This is a genomic window from Bacteroidota bacterium, from assembly GCA_016706865.1.
In the GTDB taxonomy this organism is placed as follows: Bacteria; Bacteroidota; Bacteroidia; order Chitinophagales; family BACL12; genus UBA7236.
This window is the reverse complement of record JADJIS010000003.1, coordinates 269,811-292,951: the sequence shown is the minus strand read 5'-3', so window position 1 is coordinate 292,951 and position 23,141 is coordinate 269,811. Positions and strand designations below refer to the sequence as shown.

Sequence of the window (23,141 nt, the reverse complement as noted above, 5' to 3'; positions counted from 1 at the left end):
GCTGATTATTACCCCAAAAATGATATTTTTGACCAATGTAGTGCAATAGTATCTTTTACTTGCGCAGATACCCTGTTTTATTCCCTTAAAGCAAAAAATCACCCTTGCCATGTCAAATGTCTGAGGTATAAACCTATTTATTGGGATATATGAAGTATACTGTTGAGCAAATAGATGCAATAAATACAATTTCAAAGAATCTTTTGATAATTGCATGCGCGGGTTCAGGCAAGACACAGGTTATTTCAGAAAGAATCATCAACATACTGAAACAAGGCACACCACCTTCAAAAGTAATTGCATTCACATACACCGAAAAAGCAGCAGGTGAATTACAGGCTAGAATCTTAAAACTTTGCCGTGAGCAATTACCCGATTTGAAAGGACTTGCAGAAATGTATATCGGAACAATTCATGCTTGGTGCTTGAACGTTTTACAGGATTACAAATACGAGTTTCAAAAATTTTCTGTTCTTGATGAAATCAAGTTGAAACTTTTTGTTGAAAGAAAATTTTCAACAATTGGAATGAAAGCCCTTGACATGGAGCGGTTCAAAGACACCGGGCATTTCATACAGTTAATGGGCATACTTCGTGAAGCAGATTTTCATAATCGTGAAGATGTTCCGGCAAACCTTTTCACTGCATTAGAACAGTATGAAAAAACACTTCAACAAAGCTGCTACCTTGACTTTACAATGATAATGACAAAGGCATTTCATTACATCAAAAATGATAATGCCTTTCGTAATAAAATTTTGAGCAACATTGGTTACTTAATAGTTGACGAGTATCAGGATGTAAACCCAATACAAGAAGCACTGGTAAGAGAATTGTATGAATTAGGTGCAAACACTTGTGTTGTTGGTGATGATGACCAAACAATTTTTCAGTGGCGTGGTAGTGATATTGATTACATACAGCACTTCAAAGACCGTTATGAAAATGTAAAAGAAGTTATCTTGAACGATAACTTCCGAAGTTCAAAAGCAATTGTTGATGTCGCCTTAAAAGTCATCACCAACAATACAGTAAGGCTTCCTAAACAAATGGTTGCAAAGGGTTTTCAAACCTATGAGAAAGGCGATATACTTTACAACCAGTTCACTACAGTTGAAGAAGAAAATGAAAACATTGTAAATTCAATTCGCAATTTAAGAGGAACACTATTTCAGGACAAACCCGAATTAGAACACCGGGGACTTGATTACTCTGACTTTGTAATACTTGTCCGTAAATGGAAAAAAGCAGATGCAATAATTGAAGCGCTGCAAGCAGCACAAATTCCTTTCATTGTTTCAGGTGTAAATAATTTATTCCAACGGCATGAAGTAGGTGCATCAAAGGCAATCTTTATGTATCTCAATGCACAGCTTGACAAAGAAACATTGAAACATCATTGGCTTTCACTCAGCGATAATATAACAGAGGAAAAACTAAACGATGCCATTGCTTTTCTTGATAAGAACAAGCCCAACAAAAACACTTACTACGAAAGATTCAACATACAGGTAATCTTTCAAACATTCCTTGACAAAGCAGGAATCCGTGAAGACCTTTTTTCTGATGAAGCAGCAGAAGTAACAGGGTTCAGCAACGAAGAAATAATTTTTTACAACCTTGGAATGTTCAGTCAAATCATAAATGATTTTGAAACTATTTACTTCACATATCCACCCGACAGAAAACTTTCAACGTTTCTCAGTTTCTTAATTTACTCAGCCGGAGATTACTATCCCGAAGGCTGGCAAAACAACACTTACAAAACACCAAACGCAGTTCAGATAATGACTATCTACCAAGCTAAAGGTTTGGAGTTTCCTGTAGTGTTTATTCCCGGCCTGAATAAAAATTATTTGCCATCAAAACAACCATCAGGAAAACAAGTTTGGCATTTCATTGAAAGAACTTTAATCAGAGGTGTTGAAAGATATTTTCCAAGACCGGAAGATGAAAGAAGATTAATGTATGTAGCAATCACCAGAGCAAAAAAATTCCTTCTAATGAGCCGCGCCCCCGATGGAAGGCAGCAAGGGAATGAATCAATTTTTGGAAATGAAGTAAGAGCTTCTGACTATGTAATTATTTCACCCAATCGTAATTATTCAGAAAGAGAACATGGCACACCAAAACCGTTTTTGGACTTGTCAAATATTTCACTCACATTCTCGTTGCTCAAATCATTTTTTGATTGTCCATACAGTTTTAAATTTTATACTTTTTATGGTTTTCAAACTCCATTGGGTGCAAGAATGGGTTACGGTTCTGCTATTCACAATACACTAATGGAATTGCACCGAGAATATCTTGACGGAAACCAAATTACAAAGGCAGAATTAGAAACACTTTTAAATAGGCACACAAATTTTCCTTATGCAACTGAAAAGATAACTGCTGACATGACAACAAAGGCAGACACAGCAGTAAACATTTACTATGATAAAAACTCACCGGAGTTCAATCAAATTGAATTTGCAGAAAAGCAAATACAACTTGACTTAGGAGATGGCATTTTAGTAAGTGGCAAAATGGATTTAATCAAAAAGAAAAATTTTGATGGCACTTTTGAAAAAACAATTGTTGATTTCAAATCAACCGAAGATTCACAGGCATACAACGCAACCATTGACCAGTTGCAGCTTTACGCCTTAGGTTATCGTGCTTTGACCGGTGAAAATGCTGACTTTTTACAGATATACAACCTTGACACTAACGAAGGTTACAAAAACGAACTCACAGCAAATGACCTTGAAGGAATAAAAAACAAAATCATTTTAGCAGCAAACGACATTAGAAACAACAACCTTGAACATACCTGTAACAACCCGGAGTGTGTGTGCAGGTTCAAGAAATCAAACTGAAAATATATTATGGCAAAAACATACACCGGCTCACTATCCTTAGATTGGTATAACAAACAGTTTTCCGTTTTACTCCAAAAAGAAGGGGACACCATTCATTCTGAAAATGACATCCCAGCCCCTAAAATGAATTGGGTAAACAAAGATGATGCTTTGTTTTATGAAATTATTGATGATGAAGGCAGAGGGCTTGAACCGTTCTGGGTAAACAGCAATGACATTAGAATTAAGGAAGCCCGTCCTCTAATACTTCAAAAAGTATTTAAAGCAGTTTCAAAAGATAAACAAGGAACAATACCAGGCACAGAACAAGTTTTACAAATTGAAGAATCAAAAAAGGAAGATGCTACTGTTGAAAATATTTTAATCAAAGGTGACAACCTTCTTGGGTTAAACGCTTTAAAAAAGATTTTTGCAAACAAACCTGAAGCTGAACGAATTAAGTGTGCATACCTTGATGTTCCATACAACACTGGTTCAGCGTTTGAACATTATGATGACAACTTAGGTCATTCTGAGTGGCTAACTCTCATCCGTGACCGCTTTATTCTGATAAAGCAACTAATGAGGAGTGATGGCTTTGTCTTTGTTCAGATTGACAATAAGGAAGTTTTTAGGTTGAAAGTCCTTTTAGACGAAATTTTTGGTCAGGAGAATTTTATCAATGATATAGTTTGGAAAAGGCGTGGCGGTAGTGCAAACCCGAACAATCGCTTAAATAATGTGACAGATTATATTTTATGGTATAGCATCACCCCCGGAACAGAATTTAATCAAATCTATTCTCTTGATGATGAAAACACACAGGAATACATTGCAGAAAGATTTACAAATGAACTGAAAGGCAAAAAGTACATGCTAGCTCCTATTGAGAGAAATGCAAAATTGGGGATGAGAGAAACGCTTCGCTATGAATATAAGGGTTACACCCCTGAATATGGTTGGATGATGTCAAAGGAGAATCTCATTAAGATGGATAAGACTGACCGTTTACACTGGAATAATAAAGGCAGACCTAATAGAAGGGTTTTTCTTGACGACTACCAAGGTCAACCAATTTCAAATTTATGGACCGATATTAAGGTTATCAACCCAATGAGCAAGGAAAGGTCGGAGTTTGAAGGTGGTCAGAAGCCGGAGGCAATTATCGAAAGAATTTTGACTTTTGGTTCAAATGAAGGTGATTTTGTTCTTGATGTTTTTGGCGGTTCAGGAACAACATTCGCAACTGCTCATAAAATGAAAAGAAAATGGGTAGGTGTTGAAATTGGTAAACATGCAGACACTTTGATAATCCCTCGTCTAAAAAAAGTTTTAAGTGGTTCCGATGATAGCGGAATCACAAAGAATCAAAAATGGCAAGGAGGAGGTTCTTTCAAATACTATCATTTAGGTGATTCAATTATTAAGATTGATCTTTCAAAAGGCACTGGTGATTTTAATTGGTCATTAGGAAAAAGATTTATTGAAGAATCATTCCTCCTTTCCTATGACTACATTATTGACAACACAATAAATCTTTCAGCAGACAAATTATTTTCTGAAACAGAAAAGCAACCTGTAATAGGTGTTCAGCAAATCGGTTCAAAAAATCGTGTTGCAATAGTTACTTTGAATGAACCAAAAGGAAAATTAGGCAACATCACTTATGATGAATTGCAAACCCTCTATAAAACAGTTAAGAAAAAATATTCACCGGAATACATAAACATCTTCACTAACAGAGGGATTGAAATTGCTTATGATTCAAAACCCGAAGACCTTGAAGTTATTAAAGTGCCTTCCGCAATATTCGCAGAATTAGAAAAGTAAAACATGGCAAAAAAGAAAACTTCAAATACATATTTTGAGAAGCACTCCAAGTTGTTAAACAATGTTGTAAAGACATACAGGGAAAGCGCAGCCTCTTACAACTTGTTTGCAACAAGTGATTTTGCCATTTTCAATTCAATTGAAAATGGCATCACAAAACATCCGCTCCGCTACTATCAAATGGATGCTTTGTTTATGCTTGACTACCTTCTAAAGAGCAACAACAACAAGCCTGAGAAAAAAGAACTAATGGAAATTGTTGATGAAGAAACAGGAAAAGAAGCCCCCTTTCTCAGTTATGAAATGGCAACCGGCTCAGGCAAAACAATGCTCATGGGTGCGAGCATTTATTTTCTCAGCCAGAAATATGACATCAACAATTTCTTAATCATAACCCCAGCTTCAACAGACATTTATCAAAAAACAATTCGCAACTTTCATATTGGCGGCATTGAATCAGTTTGGGCAGATGATACTCCCTTTACTTTCAACTTGATTACAGGCGATAACTACACACAGAATTTATTTTTTGATACAAAGAAGGATGCTAATATTTTCATTTTCAACATCAGCAAGTTTGGCGCAAATGCAACTAATACCGACTTGCCATGGGAATCTGCTGAATGGAAAAATGAAAAAGGTCATACAATTAGCATTAAACAATTTCTCAAAGACAAAAAGCTAATTGTAATTACTGACGAAGCTCACCATGCTCAAACAAGGGTTGCAACAAAAATCATTCGCAACTTCCACCCAGAGGCAGTTTTAGAATTTACGGCAACCGCAATTGAAAACGAAAAAGGGCTTGACAAGAAAAATCAAACCATCATTTACAAATACGACATACGGAGATTTTTAGAAGATGGACACGGAAAATTAGTGAGGGCAGTTGCGTTAGCTACTGGAAACAAAGGCAAACAGAAAGAAGTCAACGAAAATGAAAAATTAAAAATCATTACTCTTTTCCTCATTCACATACTGAAGAAAGAAGCAGTGCTGTTAGACCCAAAGAGTAAAAACCTGAAACCCGTTGCATTTGTAAAAGTCAAGAACGATACCATCTACACGCAAAAAGTTTTTGATTATATCAAAAATGAATTAGCCAATGATGTAGACAACATCAACATCATTTTGGAAAAGATAAAAGTGCAAAACATTGAAATTACAATCTTGCTCACCGACCTTTATAAGAAAAAATATCAGGGCAAAATAAAATTGCTCCGGGACGATATACAAAAGGCAGCAAGCACAGCAATTTTCTATTACGGCAATTCCGACAAAGAAACTGAAAAGAAGTTCCTGAATATCCGCAAGAACAATGTTGAAATAGTTGTTTACATGCAGCGCCTTGATGAAGGAATTGACCTTCCGAATATTTTTTCAATGGCAGTAATAAATGACACAGAAACGGATTTTAAAACATCAGTAAAACAAATTATTGGTAGAGGAATAAGGCTGAACAAAGACAAAAGAGAATTTGATGACGAAAATGATAAACTAAAGGCTAACGCTGAAATGCTTCATATAGTTTGTGACCAGGGAAAAAACTTTGAGGTAGTAATAGAAGCAATCCGTCAGGAATTTGGTTTGAACAACAAGTACCTTAGTTTTGATAAAGCCCGCAAACCAATAATTAACAAGGCAAAGTCCGATCTACTCACAGGCAAATACATTCCGCACATTAAAGCCGATTTGAAAGCAAAACAGGATGTGAGTTTAATTTCACTGATAACCAATGTTCAGGGCATCACTTCAAAATTCATGGAGGACAACTGTTTTGAAGGGGAAAACGACACAAACAAAAGGTTTCTAAAATACAGGCCGGAACAATTCTTTATAGAGGTAGATATATTCGCTGACAAGAATACTTATCACCAACAAATAAAAGAGAAAGGAGGCAAACCGGAAACACTAAACATAACAGAAAAGGAACTTAAACAAATTTATGGCATTGTGCAGAAAAATCTACCATGCCTACCTGATACAGAAACATCAAAAAAAGCGTTCAGGGACTACATAGATACTTTCAATCAAATAGGCCTACAGTATTATAAATTAGATGATGCAGACAATAAACTTGCTTTGAAATTATTTGTAGATGCGTTCAGCTTCTATTACCGAAACAAAATTGAAAAAGACTACTTCATACTTGACTTTCAAAAACTCAATGATGAAGATAGTTGGAGTATGAAAAAAGTATTCCATGATTATCAGATAAACATACCGGAAGATCAAATTGGAAAGAAAAATCTTAGGTATAAAGTCAATGACAAAAGCAAACTTATTGAATTAATTGAAGGTCAATACAATTTTCATGGTTATGAAAAATCGATATATGACTATGAAAAATTCGATTCTTATACCGAATTGCAACTAGCCGAATACTTGGATAACATTTTATTAACTAATACACCGAATGAAACTAAAGAAATTAATTTAACATCAGAAGAACCGCAACAAGAATATCAAATTGCCGCAGAAAAAGACATTAAATACGAATCAAAATCAACTGAAAAACCATTTTGGGTGAGAAATCAGCGCAACATTCATTTTAATTATGGATCTAAAAAATACTACCCGGATTTTATTTTATTCAAAGATCATGTAATATATGTAATCGAAGCTAAAGGTGAAATATTTTCTGACACAAAGAAAAATGCTCTTTTAACTAGATTAAATGAAATGCCCGGTGATGGAAATGTTAATGGTTTTAAAGGTCTACTAATATTTTCAACTCAAATGGACAAAATGGGTTCTAAATATATACCCTGGAATGATTTTATTTCTGAATCTGAGGAAACGCTAAAGAGGAAACAATCTAGCGACCAATTGCATGCTGAACCAAAAGAGGAAGAAAAATTCATAAAATACATTCCTGTATATTCCCCACTAAAAGCATATAAAAAATTCATTAAAGGTCAGAAAACACCTAAGCCGGACGGGTGGCTACTATTAGATCAAAACAATGTGAAATTACCGGAAACAGTATATGCAACGCAAGTAAAGGGAAACGCCTTGTTGCCGCAATATTCACATAATTCTTGGATTATATTAAATTACATGCCAAATATTGAGGAAGTACCCGGCAAAATAACACTGGTGTTTAATAGTAATATTGAAGATGAATATGAGGGAAATTGCACAATACGAATAATAGAGGCTGTTGATAAGAAGGTTGCAGGTAAATTGTTTCCGGAAAAGCATATTCAATTGAAATCTATTAATCCAAGTAGCAATACAATAATTATTAGCAATATTATGACAGGTGATGAAATTGAGGTTATTGGAGTTGAAAAATTAGTTTAAGCTAAATCAGTTTATACAGAAAAATAAAAGGCATTCGATTGGGAAACATAAATTATTCGCACAACCCTAAGAATTAAACCATTTAAAATAAAACAATAATATGAAAGATATATTTGAGATTTTTCCTTACGGCCTGCTTGTCGGGTGGTTTATTTTCAGTATTTATTATCTTATTAAAGCTAAACGAACTCCTGATAAAATCAATCCTTATATTTTTGATTCGATACCACAAGTATTCCCAACTATTGGGATTTTAGGCACTTTTCTGGGGATTGCCTATGGCTTATTCTACTTTGATGTAGATAATATGACAGAAAGTATTCCGGAATTGTTGAACGGGCTTAAAACTGCATTCATTGCGTCAATTTTTGGTATAATCGGATTATTAATATTTTCAAAACTAACAGCCATTGTTCAAAGAGGTAATGATAAAGGTAAAACAATAACGAGTGATGAAGTTAGTGCCCTCAATCTTTTAATAGATCATACAAAAAAAGCAGCAGCAGAGAATGCTTCAAACTTCAAAATTTTAAACACCTCACTTGTTGGTGAAACAGATGAAAGTTTAGCCACACAATTTGCGAAACTTAAAAACCAAATGCAGGAGCAAACTGATAAACTTTCTAAAATACAAACTGCACTTGGCGGAGACAGTGAAACAAGTCTATTAACGCAAATTCAAAAATTAAGAGCCGAACAAAACGAATATTCAAAATTGACATCAACCAATTCAACCTTCATTGTAGAAACAATGAATAAGAATAACGAAATGCTCAGGACGAAGTTTGATGAATTTACGCTCCTTTTAACTGAAAACAATACCAAGGCATTAGTCGAGGCTATGGAAAGAGTAATTACTGATTTCAATACGCAAATGAATGAATTGATTCAAAAGTTAGTAAAAGAAAATTTCGAGGAACTTAATAATAGTGTCAAAAATCTCAATGATTGGCAAAAAGAAAACAAAGTACAAATAGAAATTCTAATAGATCAATTTAATAATGTCACCTCGAATATTGAAAAAACCTCAAGGAATATTCAAGAGATTTCAGTAAATACAAAATCTCTTACTGATGATAATTCTGTATTAGTAAAAATGATAGTAGAATTGCAAACAGTATTAGTAGAAGATAGGAAATTTACAGAAGCCATTGAAAAGCTGCATAAAGCAACAACAAATGTTGAATCTTCAAGCAATCAACTAGCAGACTACATGAAGAAGGAAAAAGGGTTCCAAGAATCGATCAACCAATTACTAGAGAAATTAAAGGAAATTGAAAAAATAAAAGATACAAACAAAGAATTTTGGAAAGACATTGAATTGAAGATGAAAGAAGGCGTTAATATTATTGCTGAAGGAAATAAAAAACTTGCAAATGATGTAAACAAATTAGATAGCGAATTTATGAAAAGACTCAGTGATAGTTTTATGAGTTTAGATAAAGTTCTGCAGGCAATGGTTATGGATTATCAAAAGAAAACTAATGAAGTCATAAACGAAATAAAACGATAATTTTATGACTTCAATTAAAAAAGACAATTATTGGATTCCACTTGCAGACCTGATGACTGTTTTAATGGTCATCTTTTTATTCATTTCTATCTCTTATATGATAGATGTTCAGAATAAGCAAGCAGAACGCGATAAAATTTTTGAAGATTTTAAAGAAACTAAAGTTGACTTGCTCAAAGAGTTGCAAACAGAATTTCAAGACGACTTCAGAAAGGACAAATGGAATGCAATTCTTGATCAGGATCTTTCCATAAAATTCGTAAATGAAAATGTTTTGTTCGACTACAATAAAAGCGAATTAAAACCAGAGTTTCAATCCATATTAGCAGACTTCTTTCCCCGTTACCTAAATATTTTAATGAAACCACAATACAAGGATAAGATTGCGGAAGTCAGAATTGAAGGTCACACCGATATTCAGGGCGATTACATTTACAATTTGCAGTTGTCGCAAGACAGAACAAGGAATGTAATGGAGTTCCTGCTTAATCTTGAATATTATAAAAACCTAGGTAAGATAGATCAAGATAAGCTGCGATTTTGGTTGACTGCAAACGGCCTTTCATTCGGAAGAACATTAGACAGCGAAGGAAATTTAACTGAATATTCTAATTTACCGCCAGATGATTTAAAATGTAGGCGTGCAGAATTTAGAATAGTAACAACAAGTGAAAAACTGGTTGAGGAAGCAATTAAACAAATAAATAATTAGCATGCTGTACGATTTCAGAGATTTAAAATATTTTGTTCAAAGCCGATTAGGTGTTGATCCAGATACTATTAATTCTAATTTTAAGCCAATTACAAAAACATTTACAAGAGCAGAGCTTGAAAAAAATGTTGAATTTGATAGGGATGGGATATATTATATTGATAAAAAGGGAGTTAAACATAAGGGATTTCTTTACATTGAAGCTGGCTACAGCCGCGAAGTCGCTCTTAGAAATGGATGGAAAACTATTGTTCCAAAATTTCATGTAGTGAATTGTTTTACAATTCAACAGAAAAAATCTGCTAGAGATTTTGATGGTAAATATGTTTTTTCCAATGAGGTTCAAACAATGAAAGATCTTGATGGCCTAACAAAAGACCTTGAAATTTGTGGAAACTGTCTTAAATTGCACGTTGATAATATTTATAACAAAATGACGACAACGGAATATAGAGATGAGGTAATATTAAATGGCGATGAAGAAGGGAATTTTATGGAGAGCGAACTTCCTAAAGATGTGACTACAGATTTTTGGGGGTATACTCCAGAATGGGATGAAACAAGTAAGAATTACCGAATGAATAAAAAATTTACTTGTGAAGGTTGCGGTATTAATTTAAGTTCAAATTATGCAAATGGATATTATTTGGAGACCCATCACCTTGACGGAAATAAAAAAAATAATGATGATTACAATTTGAAATGTTTATGTGTGTTATGTCATGCCAATATTGACAAGGTTCATCAAGATAATTATTCTCGCGGTGCTGGAAAACAAAAGTTGCGCGATTTTATTAATTTATTTGACGATGAATTACGAAGAATTGGAAATAAATATCTAGGCAAATATTATTAAAATCAGAATTTAACCTAATCTCCTGCAAGTAATGAGATCGGCATATTTGAAAAAATAATTAATTTAACGAAATAACCACCATGAAAATAAATTCAAATTTGACAAAAGTAGATTATGACTGGAAACGAAATTTTAACATTTTAGGAAATAAAATTCATTCGGAATTAGAAAAACAAGAGTTTTACCCAAAATTAAACCAACGGAAATTTAGGCCGGAAAGCACCAATAGCCTTGGTTACTTATCGAAACTTTTTACAATTAAAAATGCACCTGGTAGAATAATAATATGGCTTGACAACTTTACAAACCATGACAAACCAACAATTTCAATTTCTTATGAAATCAATAATGCAAAATCTATTAAAGCAGTTGCAAAGAGGCTAGAAAATTTTAATACTATCCAAACTTTAAATGAATCAATAATCCAACCTACCCAAAACAGTATTTATATTCTAAATAAGCCACTTGCAAAAAAACACTTCGACTTGTTTTTGATAGAAAGTTACGAAAAAGAAAATTATTTAACAATTTTTTTATCAGATAGATTAACCAAAAGCCTTAATTCAAAAACCCTCATCACAAATATTACCAAATATATTAGTTTAATTACAAGGATAATTATTGGCATCAATTTAAAAAATACCACTAATGCAACAGTTACTGAAAACAATAAGAAATTAGCAAAACATTTATTGCGTGAAAGGAAAATGAAATTTATAGAAGATGCAAAATTTCGAGATAATTATATTTGTAAAATTTGTAATTTCAATGCAGATCGGCTATATGGCAAGACCGGCTTCGCAGCTCTAGAAGTTCATCATTTAAATCCTTTAGTACTTTCCAGGAATCAAGTTGATACAAAATTAAAAGATTTAATTACACTTTGTGCGAATTGCCATAACATGGTTCACAAACTAGGAGGCACTAAACGCCATATTGTTTTGTTAAAAGAAATTATTGAATCCGCAAGAATTAAAAAATAACGAAGTGAAAAGCAAACTGAACCACTTTAAATATCAAGACATCTATTGGATAAACTTTATTGCTTTGTTTTCTGGAACAATAATGTATTTTATTTTAGACAATAAAATTGAAATTTTAACTGCCTTTATTGCCACTGGCATTTCAATTTCCATTGGTATCCGAAATTACAAAATTGAAAATGATAAGTTGTTTAAGGAGTTATTTATTGGGTTTAATTTTAAATACGATAAATTCTTTAACAATACACTAAACAAAATTGATATAAACAAGCATGATTCAAATTTTAAATTATCTCAAAAGGAAGATGCACTAATTAAAGACTATTTGAATCTTTGTGCAGAAGAATATTTATGGTATGTAAAAGGGAGGATTGACAAATCGGTTTGGACTTCTTGGGAAAATGGCATGGTATATTATTTAAACATATCTTGTATAAACAAGATAGTTTTGGATGAAAAAAATCAAAAAGATTCCTATTATGGTCTTTTTAATTGTATAGGACACCGAATAAACAATTGGAATTAATTTACCGACTCTAAATATTTAAAAAATTACATCAATTTATTCCTACGAAAAACAAAGTTGCAATTAGTTTTCCTTCAATTGGCTGTTGAAATGTTAAAATTAAGGTATTATCTATACTTATATTGTCAGTCAATGTATATTTTATTGAATCTTGATCAGCCATATTAAGACTTCCGTCTGCTTGTTGGCTCAAATAATGTAAATTTATATAATAAAAAACACCATCACTATCCTTGAAACTAATCTTATAGGATTTAAAAAAAGAATTAAATACAATTTGACCACTTGTGCCAAAGGGTATAAACGCAGCAGTTTCCGTTTTGCCTGTTTCGGTATTAATTCCTAAATATTGCATGTAAATAGAATCACATTTATAGGTATTTTCATTGTTGACATTTTGGGAATAATTATTGCCAAATACCAAACAAAAGATTATTGTTGTAATGTATCTCATTTTGACTAATAAATTACAAATTGATCAAAACTCGGTTTATAAATAATTAAAAGAAGCCACATTTTACAATACGAAAATAGTTATTTTTTTCCATTTTATTTTCTCCCAATATTTCATCATCTCCACAGCACCTAACTCCTCATCCACCTTTATATACTCTAAAAATGCCTTTTCAGTCTTATGCCTACTTATTTTCCGAATTAGAATTGAAGGGACACCCTTCAAAAATTGTTTTGTATAAAAAGACCGGCGGCAAGTGTGTGAAGAAATCATTTGCCATTTTTCGTAAACCACTTCGGTTGTTTTCGTCCCTCTTTTAACAGGGACAACCACTTGAGATGTAAACCCTGCCAGTTTCATAATTTCCTTTATTTGCCTGTTAAAGTATTGATTAGTAATTTGGAATACGCCTTAATCCTCATATTTACTTAAAACTGTTCGTAGACGTTCTGAAATTGGAATAACAACCCTATCCTGTGTTTTTAAGGTTGTTATCCGTATCACTTTGTCGCTGAGATGATTTTTTGTTAATCGGGAATAATCGGAAAACCTTAGCCTTGTTTCGCAGCCAATCATAAACAGGTTGCGTATAATTTCTTTTTCCGGTTTGTTACTAAGGTCGAATTTAAGCAGCGTATCCAGTTCCTCTTCCTTGAGATATACATTAAAAGTCTTCTCCCCCATTTTCTTCATAAATGATAAATCAATAAACGGAATAATTTCCCGGCCTATACAGTTATTAAAAAAGGTTTTGAGGTTCCTATTTTGCTCCTATCCAGTGCCCCCATCAGTAAACCTAAGGGTACCCTTTCTCTTGTTCTGAACATTCTTGCAGTCCTAATGATCTGTTGTATCCTTTATTACAATTCTCAAAAGAAACCCGAAGCAACCCAACCCCGGGAAATGCCGTTTAGGAGATAATAAAACAACCTTAAGCGACAACAAAATATTATCTTATTGATTTTCAATACTTTAAATATAGTTCATACATTCTTAACGGATCCATCAAATTTTACTCGTGTTTAGTCATAATTTGTGTAAAATTTTCAGAAAACTGATTAGATTTGACTCAACCCTCTGGCACCCTCTTTTTAAAACCGAGTATGGCCATAGTTTTATTCTTAAAACCCAATATTTATGAAAGTTTCACTTGTCGGATTAATCACCCTATTGGCCATCTTACAAAGTTGTAAAAAACTGGACGAAACCAATCCTGAGGCAGTATTGAGCAAATACATGGAATTGAGGATTGAGGAGGAATTCAAAGCTGCATATGATCTGATTTCAACAGATTCTAAAAAATCTGCCACTTTAGGCGAATACACTAAATATTTTGAAATTCCCGATAGTTTAAAACCTCAAGGCAGATTAATTAAATCCATTGCAGCAGTGGACGAAAACATAAATTCTCCATCATACAGACGATTTAAGGTAAACGGGATACAGATTTCGCATAAAGGTGATTCAATAAAATATCTAACCTATTTTACTTTAAAGAATGAGGATGCCAGGTGGCGGATTGTCTGGGATAATATTATAACCCAACAGGCGGATCATAGTTTTAATAACGGTGACTACGATGGAGCATTAGACCTTTTAGAAACTGCAATTAAACTGGATCCATATGATGCTGAAGCCATTGAGAAAATCGGATGGTGCTATTTGCGTGATAATACGAAATCCGATGTTGTGCGTAAAGATGAAATTATGAAAAATTTTAAATATGCACTTACTCTTGAACCAGACGAATGGACGCATTATAATGCAATGGCAAGCTATTACTCATTAATAAATTTGAGCGATTTACAAATTGACAGTTATAACAAAGGGCTAGAAATGGCGTTAAATGAACCTGATAAAGCTACAATATATGCCAACCTTTCAAATTGTTATGTAGCCAAACGACAGACTGACAAGGCGATTGATTATCTTGAGAAATCTATCGAGTGTTACCCCAACTCGGCATACTCTTACTATAAGTTCGGTGTTATTTTGAACGATTTGGGCAAATATGAAGAAGCGAAAGAAAAGTATGAAAAAGCCCTAAGTTTGCCAACATTGGAAAACAGTCTTCAAAGTGGATTATTTTATTCCTATTCCAGTCTTTGCTTGAAACAATACGAATATCAAAAGGCAAAGGATTACATTCTTAAAGCACTTGAAATTGATCCGAATAATGAATATTATCAGGCTCTCTATGATAAAATAAACAACGCAAATTGATCGAAAAATTTATCCGGGAAAATTTACCCAAAATTGACAATGTCGATAACATACAAGACGAATTTGAAAAATAGTGGCAGGATGATATAGTGATAGCTTTATTTGCTCTTTGCGATGAAGAAAATCTCTGGACAAGGATCAATTAAAGCCCCCGATTAAAATCTATATTTTCAAAAGCCAAGGTGCATTTCGTGATGACGCACTATAATGTTTGGGTGTTTGTCTGAGTATATTACAGGCAAAGGAAATAGGGGAGAGGATTATTTATAGGATGAAAGAGTATGTGGAGGTTTTTGAGGTGGGGATGGTGGCGTATTAAAAACTATCAATTATATTTGAAATAAATCCAACTTAAATAAACCAATTGATAACTTTCTTAAATATTTGCATATTTAGGGCACTCAAATAAAATCTTTAATTAAAGTTAAACTTGCAATTTACAAATATGTCAGATGCCACAGTATTATAATGAAAATTTAAACTCTTTAGTTCGAAATATAAAAGGAGCCTGTTATAAGGCTTATGAACGCTTCGGTTTTATTAAACGTGGCGAATTGCTTTATTATTTAGGTGAAGAACGGTTTAATTTAAATGGCCAACTCATTGCTTCCGCAAATTCAATTTCACCAATGAAAAATGATCAATTAATTCACTTTGAAAAAACATATGACAATAGAAATAATATAATTAAAGAAATTGGAAGGGATGCAAAGGGGAATATTTGTTCTGAAACCTATAATACATACAGCTTGTCCAATGAATTATTGATTATCCAATATTATATTCCACATAAATTACAAGTAGTGATATATAATAAATATGATACCCTTTCAAATTTAATAGAAGCATGTGATTATTGTTCTAGTCCAAGGTCGTTTTGTAAGCACACATATAAATACGATACTGAAAATAGACAAATTGAACATAAACATTATGTTTCTGAATATTCTAATAATATAATTCAAGTTGAAAAATTTCATAATGAAAATAAATCAACAGAAATATTGAGAACCAACCTCAATGGCACTTTCCATTCAAAACTATTATATAATATTGATTCTAAAAATAGAGTGATTTCATTCGAGGCGAAATTTTCAGATGGATGCCTTACTTCAGAAAAAACTACAACCTATTTAACCGATGAGAATTGTAAAATCGAACAATTTCACAATAAAGACAGAGTAATTACGTCTTCAAAAATTGAATATTTTGATTCGAATAAAATACTGATTATTGCTGACAATTACACATCTAACAATAAATTATTTAGCAAATCCTTATTTTTAGAAAATGGATTAGTTTCCAAAATTGAATATTTTGGTACGAGTGGAAAAATTGAATCAATTTTTGAATATAAATATTCATTTGACAAAAAGTATAATTGGACAAAAAAGGTTGAATATTTAAATAGTAAACCCACAAATATAACAATTCGTGAAATACTATACCATCATGAATATTAGCTGAAACGGGGATGAAAAAAAAAATAAATATATTTTTTCCTAACACCAATTATGGTGTTTTCAAAGAAGTACGATACCATTTTTTCCAACTCCAAGTAAATATACTTCAACACGATTGTTCATAGTTTCTGACTTTAAAACAAAGTTGATGTTAATAAAAGAATCCAAACCAGCCAGTATCAAAGAATAAATTATGGTAATAAAACCAATGTCTTCATATTGATCTTCATGTATAGCCTTCAAATAAAATGCGCTTGCTGAGTTGATTCATTATTTAAATAGTTGATTTGGTATTTATTAGCCATTTTTTCAGAAAAAAAATGGAATCTTTGAATTGTAATATACAATATAAAACCTGTGATATACATATTTGAGTGTTTTTACCGATATAAATATTTAAGTTTATAAAAAACATTTATAAGCAATTTCAATTATAAACTATACTTATAAGTATAATCGATTATAAAACCACCAAATCAATTTATCATCTCCCCTTCAAACACCCCCTTCATCTCCTCCACCTCCCCTCTCAAAACCCCTACCTCCCTCGCAATTTTTTTCCAATTACCCACACTGCTTTTAATTTCGCTTATAATCCTTTCCGCAACCACCTCTTTCAATCGGAAAAATGGATAAATTTCCATTACAAGATCAAGATCTAATTCGTTGGACGTTTCTGTTATATTAAGTGTTAAACCTCTGCCGAATGGATTGGGATTAATATCATAAGCAGGTGATAAATTCCAACCGGAGTTTGATAAAATAAATCCATGATTGCGCAAATGATCGTCGGTATTGGAGACACAAATATTAAAAACAATACGCCTGAATAATTGATTAAGATCAGTGTCAACATTTGCACCGTTTTCAGAAATGAATTCCGCGAGTTCGAGATAACTAACACCATCTGTGTTATTTACTCCGTCCGAATAACCTAACAAGGTCAATGCAGATACAAAATGTAAACGGGTTCCTGTTGCAGTTCTGTCAAAACGTTTTGTAAGAAATGTGTGATGTCGGGTGGTAAATTTTCGTGCCTGAGATTCCGACATATTTATTCCGGCATTAATTGCTAAACAATAAACAACGTATTCCCAGGCACCTACATTAAAATGATCGTTTTTACCGGGGAATTTTGCGATCCACAAATGTTCATCGGGATCAATTATACTTGCTTTCGGTCTCGCTCCACCTAAGGAAGATCCGGGTGCAATTAACATACTTAACCAATTTAAATATTCCGGATTGTCTTGTGCTTCTTCTTCCTCCAAACGCAAACTAATTTCCTCTAATTCTCTCAAAGCTGCCCAAGGTGGTGCAGCCATTATTTTTTCATTACTTAAAAATTCACCATCTTTTTCTTTTTTAAATCTCAACGCTCCAAGCCTCTGCTGATCATAAACTCCTAATAAATAATCGCGCTCAAATAATTGTTGTTTTGGTCGCTGTTCTAATTTTGCGATTGCAGATTCTCTCCGCTGCAATAAAATCCTACCCCATCTGTCAGGACAAGAGTCTAAAAAAATACCAAAATTCGGTTTTTCATCCCCTGGATATTGTAAACCTGAATACAATTGTAATTCAGGATCGATCTGAAACCTTGTGCGATCCTCAAGCCATTTTTCGGCATACTCAAAAGAAAATAATTCCTTTCCCTTTGAATGCGCAACCTTTAATACTCCCATTAAAACAGGAATCTCCATCCCATCCCAGTCGGCATACACCTGTATATTTTCACTGTTTAATTTCGTTTTCATAATCCCTTATTTTCGTTTTGGAGCTCTTTTATTTACCTCTAACCCTAAATCCATCAACTTCCTCCCCAACACATCATCCTTGCCCACCTCCAACATATCCTTTTCCAATCCCAATACACCAAGTACCTGAATAATATGACCAATACTTACACCGGGAGCGCCGGTTTCGAGAGCCGTTAGGGTGGGGCGACTAATATTTGCACGCTCTGCAACCTGCGCAGCACTGAAGTTTCGGCGAAGGCGGGCAAGACGGATGTTTTCACCAAATTCGACCAGAATACGAGAGGATTTGGGGAACAAAATGGGTTTATTTCGAGGCATAATGCTAAATATTATTTACAAATATACGCATTTTTGTAAATAGTATTTATACTTATGTAAAGTATTTTGAATAAATTCTTATTTCTGAAGTTTCTAATATGCTATTTTTACCTTTTGCAATCATGAACATACTTTTACCTGCAATTTTAATTATTTACATTCCGTGGTATATCTTTTTAGCAATTAAAAGTCACCAACTCTTTGGATGTTTTATCGACGTATTTATACTACACCGATATTCATTATTTCGAACCTATACCGAAGAGCAGGAAAATTTATTAAAACTGAAATATTTATCAAGATCAATATTGTCTATTCTTATTTTGGTTTTAATTGTATTTATGTTTTTGGGTATATAGTTAACAAATTCCCGTTTATTTATTATCAATTAAATTTTTCATAATTCTTCCTATCTTACCACCTCCCCTTCTTCCGAACTCCTCCACTCTTTTTCCCTTTCGTCAACTCCTTTTGCAATTTTTCATATCCACCCTTTAAATAAAAAACACAAACATCATTCATCAAACATTCCGGACATAAAGGTTTTGGGCGACAAATTTCTCTGCCTAGAAACGACATTGCCATTCCTGCTTCACCCCAATCTTTTTCATCGATGTTTTTCATACAATCCTGCTCAATTTTTTTGGGGTCATCACTTTTAGAAATTCCCAATCGCGTTGCAACACGCACAGTGTGCAGATCCACAACTATACCTTCTGCTTTTACACCTGCTTCACGCATAATTACATTTGCCGATTTTCTTCCGATACCCGGTAAAGCAACCAGGGCTTCCATAGTAACAGGAATGTTCTTATTACTTTTTAATTGTTTGGCTATATCGGTAAGATATTTTATTTTTTTTACGTGGCCGATCACACCTTTAACAAAGGGATAAACCTGTTCATCCTTTGCTTTTGCAAGTGAATTAAGATCGGGAAATTCATCGAATAATGCAGGTGCAATTTTATTAATATAATCATCACTGCTCTGCGCCGATAAAATTACCATTACCATACATTCATATAAATTATAATGCTGCAATGGATGTGGTTTTTTTCTGTATTTTTTTATTAAGGGTTTAATAGCAATTTCCCATTTTATTTTTACTCCCATAGTAGTTGTTATAAAATTTTATGATAAAAATACACTCTAAATTATATGAAATCAGACAAAAATCCCATTTTTATCATCCATATTAACATTATTAATAAATTAGACATAACCAAAACACTCAAATTAGAAACCTTTTACAAAATCAAATCATCTGGAAACCACTACCCCATAATCAAAGTCCCACAGCTCAATATATTTAATTTATATTTGCGGTAACATATGAAAAATTATAAACTATTATTGGTGAGTTTAATGCTCCTTCCCCTCACAATATTTTCACAGGATAAATATCTACGTATAGAAGGCGGAACCGGCACTACAGCATTTGTTGGAGATGGTGATGGAAATGTTTATTATGATAACAATTCTTTGAATCTGGGTTTCATTTTAGAAAAAGAAGGAGATGGTAATGCGATATTTACCTCTGATCATGTGCGCAAATATTATGGATTGCGTTATAGAAAGCTAGAGGCATCCACCCATTCAACCATTTTAAATGGTACGGAAAGATATAGGTACGATAATTTAGAAATACCTCTCGGTTTGCAGATCGACTGGATATCTTTGTTTAAACACAGCATTGTTTTGGGAACAGATTTCGGAATTTCAGGAAGTATTCCATTAAAAATGGAAGGCGAAAGAAGCGGTCCGGATGTTGCACTTCCCTGGTCTGATAAATATGAAAGACCCTGGTTTATTTTTGGATTTCAATTTGGTTTGTACGGTGGAATAAATTTTGGTGATAAATTTGGAATTAAATACGGCGCACAACTACAATTCCCATTTATTCCTATAGGAGCATCTCCACCGGATAATTTAGCAGATGTCGGATATAAATCAATATTACTCAGCGATAGATTCTGGACCCTTGCTCTGAATTACAAACTAAATAATTAATTATTTAAAATATTTGTCGTAGGTAAGAAGATATTCTTCGAGGTATTTTATTTCCTTATCACAATCTGCTTTACAATCTTTCAAAATGGCAAGCTGATTTTTAACCGGAATCAGAAACGCATGCAATTGTTCATGTGCCTCACCTGTCATGGTACATCTTTCGAATATCAAATTAAATTCGGTGAATAACGACAAATAAGTATTTTCCAGTTGAGCCACATCCCCATTATAATGTGAGCAAATATTCTGCATGGTTTTTATTCCCTCCGTAGTTTCTGCATTGGCAACCCATTTTTCCCCATGATCCAATTGAATTTCAGCACTGCTGATCGTTTGTTCGTGATGTTTCAATGTTTCATTTTCAGGTTTAGTATTGCAACTGAACACAAATAGCGAAATCAGAATGAGCAACACAGATCGTAACTTTCTCATGAGAGTAAAGTTATTCTGTGTCACTATTAAATATGATGATAAATATCATGGTGAGCGGTGAGGGACACAGGATCCCAATCCGCCGTGTCTCACCATTTATTAAACCCTTAGAATTAATTACACAATTAAAACTTATCCTTAATGATACTTGAATTCTTGCCGGGTGAGGACACTGCGGGGACAAAGGTCATCGTATAGCGTGAGGCGTGAATCGTGAGTCGTGAGTCGTGAATCCGTAAATAGCAAATCGTCAGGAGTAAAAACATTCGGCTTCCGAGGAGTAAAATCACCACTCACCTTTTGTAAGAAGTCATATGTCAATAATAAAATCACCCGGCTAACTAAGAGCAAACTCATTACTCATCACTCATTACTCATCACTCATCACTCATCACTCATTCTTTCGGTTTCACTATCTGAAATATACGTGATAAATTAAATCCAAACCGAATTTCACCTTTTAACCAATCACCTTTTGTGTCGGCTAAAAATGCGCGTTCATTCATACCAACGGCATTACTGAAATGTAATTGGAATACGTGACCGCCGGTTTCGATATCTACACCTATGGAAAGTGGATTAACTGCAGTGCTATCGGTACTATTAAAAACATAAAAATAATCACCGGTTAATGCGAGACGCTGTGTTATTTTAATTCTTCCTCCAACACCTAACGAATAAAGATCATTTGGTTCTGATGCAAGATCAACCAAATTTCTGTGTAAATAAGTTGGAGATAATTGAAGTGTTAATCTGTCGTTGAATTTTCTTCCGATAATTAATTGATTATAAAATGCCAAACGGGAGGAAAAATAATTTTTAATATCGGGATTTTCCCATTTCATTCCGTCGCCTGTTATTCCACCAACATATAATAAGGAAAAAGGATGATTTTTTTCGCCTGTAGATTGATGCATGATTCTGTATTTTACAAAACCATCCAATTCTTTTCTCGATGTACTGCGACCAACACCAACAGTCCAGTTTTTGGTAATTCCATAATCAAAACCCAAACGCATACTTGCCGCATCTAATCCAAAAAATTCGTATGCTCCACCACTTACTTCACCAAATCTATGTAAAATACGAAAATCGAGTGTGCCTTTCGCGATCATCTCCATCGATTGTCCATTAATTACTCTGGAAGATTTAAAAGCATTTTTAGCATATACTGTTGTTGGTTCTTCTTCTCCAAGAAGGTCTAACAGATCTTGTGCTTTTGCAAAGTTGCTGCCCACAATAAGCAGAACAAAGGCCAGTAAAACATTTTTCATAATTTGGTTTTTAGTGAAGCATTAAAAATAAAAAAAATCCTGAATGTAAATTTCATTCAGGATTGTAAATTGTTAATTAAGTGGATCCAGCGAAACATCCACCGTAATGGTTGCTTCTTTACTTATATTGGCTGCCACAACAGAAGGTATTGATATCTTGTAATCAGACAACAATACTTTGAAGTTTGATGTACCAGTTACTTTACCACCTTTTACGGTAAAAGTACCTTTTGCAGTTGTTGCTTTAGTTACACCGTGAATGGTAAGATCACCTGAAATATTAGCGTTATAAGTTCCATCTGTAGCGAATTTAATATCGCTCAAATTATCGATCTTACCTTTAAAAGTAGCTTTGGGATAAGTATCACTTTCAACATAATTTTCATTAAAGTGTTCTTCCATCAAAGCTTTTTCGAATGTAAATGCTTTCATCAGCACTGCAAATTCCATATTTCCGGTTTTGGTATCAACAACACAGGTTGCTTTTTTATTAACCGCTGCAATTGTCTCCATTTCACCGGAAGCATCAAAATTAATTGTTCCGGTTTTTGTGAAGATCTTGTCCTGGGCAAATAAAAAATTACCGGACATCAACATGATCGTGAATGCAAAAATTATTCTTTTCATTTTGTTTTTAT

General features: G+C 33.4%; 19 protein-coding genes. 11 read left to right on the top strand and 8 right to left on the bottom strand.

Translation table 11 applies throughout. The features are described 5' to 3' along the window. The first annotated feature begins 149 nt into the window (after window positions 1–149). From IPI31_10830 to IPI31_10795, 8 genes are all read left to right on the top strand, one after another. Window positions 150–2,861 (top strand): ATP-dependent helicase, encoded by a 2,712-nt coding sequence (locus IPI31_10830; GenBank protein MBK7568304.1) that lies wholly within the window; start codon window positions 150–152, stop codon window positions 2,859–2,861. Between the two features lie 9 nt (window positions 2,862–2,870). Then, complete coding sequence (locus IPI31_10825) at window positions 2,871–4,673, top strand: site-specific DNA-methyltransferase (protein MBK7568303.1); 1,803 nt, start codon at window positions 2,871–2,873, stop codon at window positions 4,671–4,673. Window positions 4,674–4,676: 3 nt separating this feature from the next. After that, complete coding sequence (locus tag IPI31_10820; protein MBK7568302.1) at window positions 4,677–7,979, top strand: DEAD/DEAH box helicase family protein; 3,303 nt, start codon at window positions 4,677–4,679, stop codon at window positions 7,977–7,979. 100 nt (window positions 7,980–8,079) lie between these two features. Beyond that, window positions 8,080–9,492, top strand: coding sequence for a MotA/TolQ/ExbB proton channel family protein (locus IPI31_10815; GenBank protein ID MBK7568301.1), 1,413 nt, complete (start codon window positions 8,080–8,082; stop codon window positions 9,490–9,492). Between the two features lie 4 nt (window positions 9,493–9,496). After that, window positions 9,497–10,204: an OmpA family protein gene (locus IPI31_10810; GenBank protein ID MBK7568300.1), complete on the top strand. Its 708-nt coding sequence runs from the start codon at window positions 9,497–9,499 to the stop codon at window positions 10,202–10,204. A 1-nt stretch (window position 10,205) separates the two neighbouring features. Further along, window positions 10,206–11,060 (top strand): hypothetical protein, encoded by an 855-nt coding sequence (locus IPI31_10805; protein ID MBK7568299.1) that lies wholly within the window; start codon window positions 10,206–10,208, stop codon window positions 11,058–11,060. 80 nt (window positions 11,061–11,140) lie between these two features. Next, window positions 11,141–12,043: an HNH endonuclease gene (locus IPI31_10800; GenBank protein ID MBK7568298.1), complete on the top strand. Its 903-nt coding sequence runs from the start codon at window positions 11,141–11,143 to the stop codon at window positions 12,041–12,043. Continuing rightward, complete coding sequence (locus IPI31_10795; protein MBK7568297.1) at window positions 12,018–12,569, top strand: hypothetical protein; 552 nt, start codon at window positions 12,018–12,020, stop codon at window positions 12,567–12,569. Before IPI31_10800 ends, IPI31_10795 begins: the two co-directional genes overlap by 26 nt. A gap of 31 nt (window positions 12,570–12,600) precedes the next feature. On the opposite strand, the gene IPI31_10790 is transcribed toward IPI31_10795, so the two are convergent. Both IPI31_10790 and IPI31_10785 read right to left on the bottom strand, forming a co-directional pair. Then, window positions 12,601–13,023 carry a hypothetical protein gene (locus IPI31_10790; protein ID MBK7568296.1) on the bottom strand — a complete coding sequence of 141 codons (423 nt, stop codon included), beginning with the start codon at window positions 13,021–13,023 and terminating at the stop codon, window positions 12,601–12,603. 411 nt (window positions 13,024–13,434) lie between these two features. Continuing rightward, window positions 13,435–13,716, bottom strand: a complete 282-nt coding sequence (locus IPI31_10785) for a hypothetical protein (protein ID MBK7568295.1) — start codon at window positions 13,714–13,716, stop codon at window positions 13,435–13,437. 444 nt (window positions 13,717–14,160) lie between these two features. Here IPI31_10785 and IPI31_10780 point away from each other — a divergent pair, with 444 nt between their 5' ends. Together IPI31_10780 and IPI31_10775 are read left to right on the top strand one after the other, a co-directional pair. Then, window positions 14,161–15,246: a tetratricopeptide repeat protein gene (locus tag IPI31_10780; GenBank protein ID MBK7568294.1), complete on the top strand. Its 1,086-nt coding sequence runs from the start codon at window positions 14,161–14,163 to the stop codon at window positions 15,244–15,246. Between the two features lie 452 nt (window positions 15,247–15,698). Next, window positions 15,699–16,709, top strand: coding sequence for a hypothetical protein (locus tag IPI31_10775; GenBank protein MBK7568293.1), 1,011 nt, complete (start codon window positions 15,699–15,701; stop codon window positions 16,707–16,709). 476 nt (window positions 16,710–17,185) lie between these two features. On the opposite strand, the gene IPI31_10770 is transcribed toward IPI31_10775, so the two are convergent. The 3 genes from IPI31_10770 to IPI31_10760 form a co-directional block, all read right to left on the bottom strand. Beyond that, the gene (locus IPI31_10770; GenBank protein MBK7568292.1) at window positions 17,186–18,394 is read right to left on the bottom strand and encodes a type II toxin-antitoxin system HipA family toxin; all 1,209 of its coding nucleotides are present in this window, start codon (window positions 18,392–18,394) and stop codon (window positions 17,186–17,188) included. A 78-nt stretch (window positions 18,395–18,472) separates the two neighbouring features. Then, window positions 18,473–18,787, bottom strand: a complete 315-nt coding sequence (locus tag IPI31_10765) for a helix-turn-helix transcriptional regulator (GenBank protein MBK7568291.1) — start codon at window positions 18,785–18,787, stop codon at window positions 18,473–18,475. 414 nt (window positions 18,788–19,201) lie between these two features. Further along, window positions 19,202–19,900 carry an endonuclease III gene (locus IPI31_10760; protein ID MBK7568290.1) on the bottom strand — a complete coding sequence of 233 codons (699 nt, stop codon included), beginning with the start codon at window positions 19,898–19,900 and terminating at the stop codon, window positions 19,202–19,204. 219 nt (window positions 19,901–20,119) lie between these two features. Here IPI31_10760 and IPI31_10755 point away from each other — a divergent pair, with 219 nt between their 5' ends. Continuing rightward, the gene (locus IPI31_10755; GenBank protein ID MBK7568289.1) at window positions 20,120–20,797 is read left to right on the top strand and encodes a hypothetical protein; all 678 of its coding nucleotides are present in this window, start codon (window positions 20,120–20,122) and stop codon (window positions 20,795–20,797) included. Here the strand turns inward: IPI31_10755 and IPI31_10750 are convergent, their stop codons facing one another. From IPI31_10750 to IPI31_10740, 3 genes are all read right to left on the bottom strand, one after another. Next, entirely contained in the window at window positions 20,798–21,229 is a 432-nt protein-coding gene (locus tag IPI31_10750) for a hypothetical protein (protein MBK7568288.1), read from the bottom strand. A gap of 395 nt (window positions 21,230–21,624) precedes the next feature. Further along, entirely contained in the window at window positions 21,625–22,503 is an 879-nt protein-coding gene (locus IPI31_10745) for a hypothetical protein (protein MBK7568287.1), read from the bottom strand. Between the two features lie 72 nt (window positions 22,504–22,575). After that, entirely contained in the window at window positions 22,576–23,130 is a 555-nt protein-coding gene (locus IPI31_10740; GenBank protein MBK7568286.1) for a YceI family protein, read from the bottom strand. Window positions 23,131–23,141: the final 11 nt, after the last annotated feature.

Excerpts from the sequence above, each read along its gene's own strand:
- IPI31_10830 (MBK7568304.1), top strand. The coding sequence starts at position 150 with ATGAAGTATACTGTTGAGCAAATAGATGCAATAAATACAATTTCAAAG.
- IPI31_10825 (MBK7568303.1), top strand. The coding sequence starts at position 2,871 with ATGGCAAAAACATACACCGGCTCACTATCCTTAGATTGGTATAACAAA.
- IPI31_10820 (MBK7568302.1), top strand. The coding sequence starts at position 4,677 with ATGGCAAAAAAGAAAACTTCAAATACATATTTTGAGAAGCACTCCAAG.
- IPI31_10815 (MBK7568301.1), top strand. The coding sequence starts at position 8,080 with ATGAAAGATATATTTGAGATTTTTCCTTACGGCCTGCTTGTCGGGTGG.
- IPI31_10810 (MBK7568300.1), top strand. The coding sequence starts at position 9,497 with ATGACTTCAATTAAAAAAGACAATTATTGGATTCCACTTGCAGACCTG.
- IPI31_10805 (MBK7568299.1), top strand. The coding sequence starts at position 10,206 with ATGCTGTACGATTTCAGAGATTTAAAATATTTTGTTCAAAGCCGATTA.
- IPI31_10800 (MBK7568298.1), top strand. The coding sequence starts at position 11,141 with ATGAAAATAAATTCAAATTTGACAAAAGTAGATTATGACTGGAAACGA.
- IPI31_10790 (MBK7568296.1), bottom strand. The coding sequence starts at position 13,023 with ATGAGATACATTACAACAATAATCTTTTGTTTGGTATTTGGCAATAAT.
- IPI31_10785 (MBK7568295.1), bottom strand. The coding sequence starts at position 13,716 with ATGAAGAAAATGGGGGAGAAGACTTTTAATGTATATCTCAAGGAAGAG.
- IPI31_10780 (MBK7568294.1), top strand. The coding sequence starts at position 14,161 with ATGAAAGTTTCACTTGTCGGATTAATCACCCTATTGGCCATCTTACAA.
- IPI31_10775 (MBK7568293.1), top strand. The coding sequence starts at position 15,699 with ATGCCACAGTATTATAATGAAAATTTAAACTCTTTAGTTCGAAATATA.
- IPI31_10770 (MBK7568292.1), bottom strand. The coding sequence starts at position 18,394 with ATGGGAGTATTAAAGGTTGCGCATTCAAAGGGAAAGGAATTATTTTCT.
- IPI31_10765 (MBK7568291.1), bottom strand. The coding sequence starts at position 18,787 with ATGCCTCGAAATAAACCCATTTTGTTCCCCAAATCCTCTCGTATTCTG.
- IPI31_10760 (MBK7568290.1), bottom strand. The coding sequence starts at position 19,900 with ATGGGAGTAAAAATAAAATGGGAAATTGCTATTAAACCCTTAATAAAA.
- IPI31_10755 (MBK7568289.1), top strand. The coding sequence starts at position 20,120 with ATGAAAAATTATAAACTATTATTGGTGAGTTTAATGCTCCTTCCCCTC.
- IPI31_10750 (MBK7568288.1), bottom strand. The coding sequence starts at position 21,229 with ATGAGAAAGTTACGATCTGTGTTGCTCATTCTGATTTCGCTATTTGTG.
- IPI31_10745 (MBK7568287.1), bottom strand. The coding sequence starts at position 22,503 with ATGAAAAATGTTTTACTGGCCTTTGTTCTGCTTATTGTGGGCAGCAAC.
- IPI31_10740 (MBK7568286.1), bottom strand. The coding sequence starts at position 23,130 with ATGAAAAGAATAATTTTTGCATTCACGATCATGTTGATGTCCGGTAAT.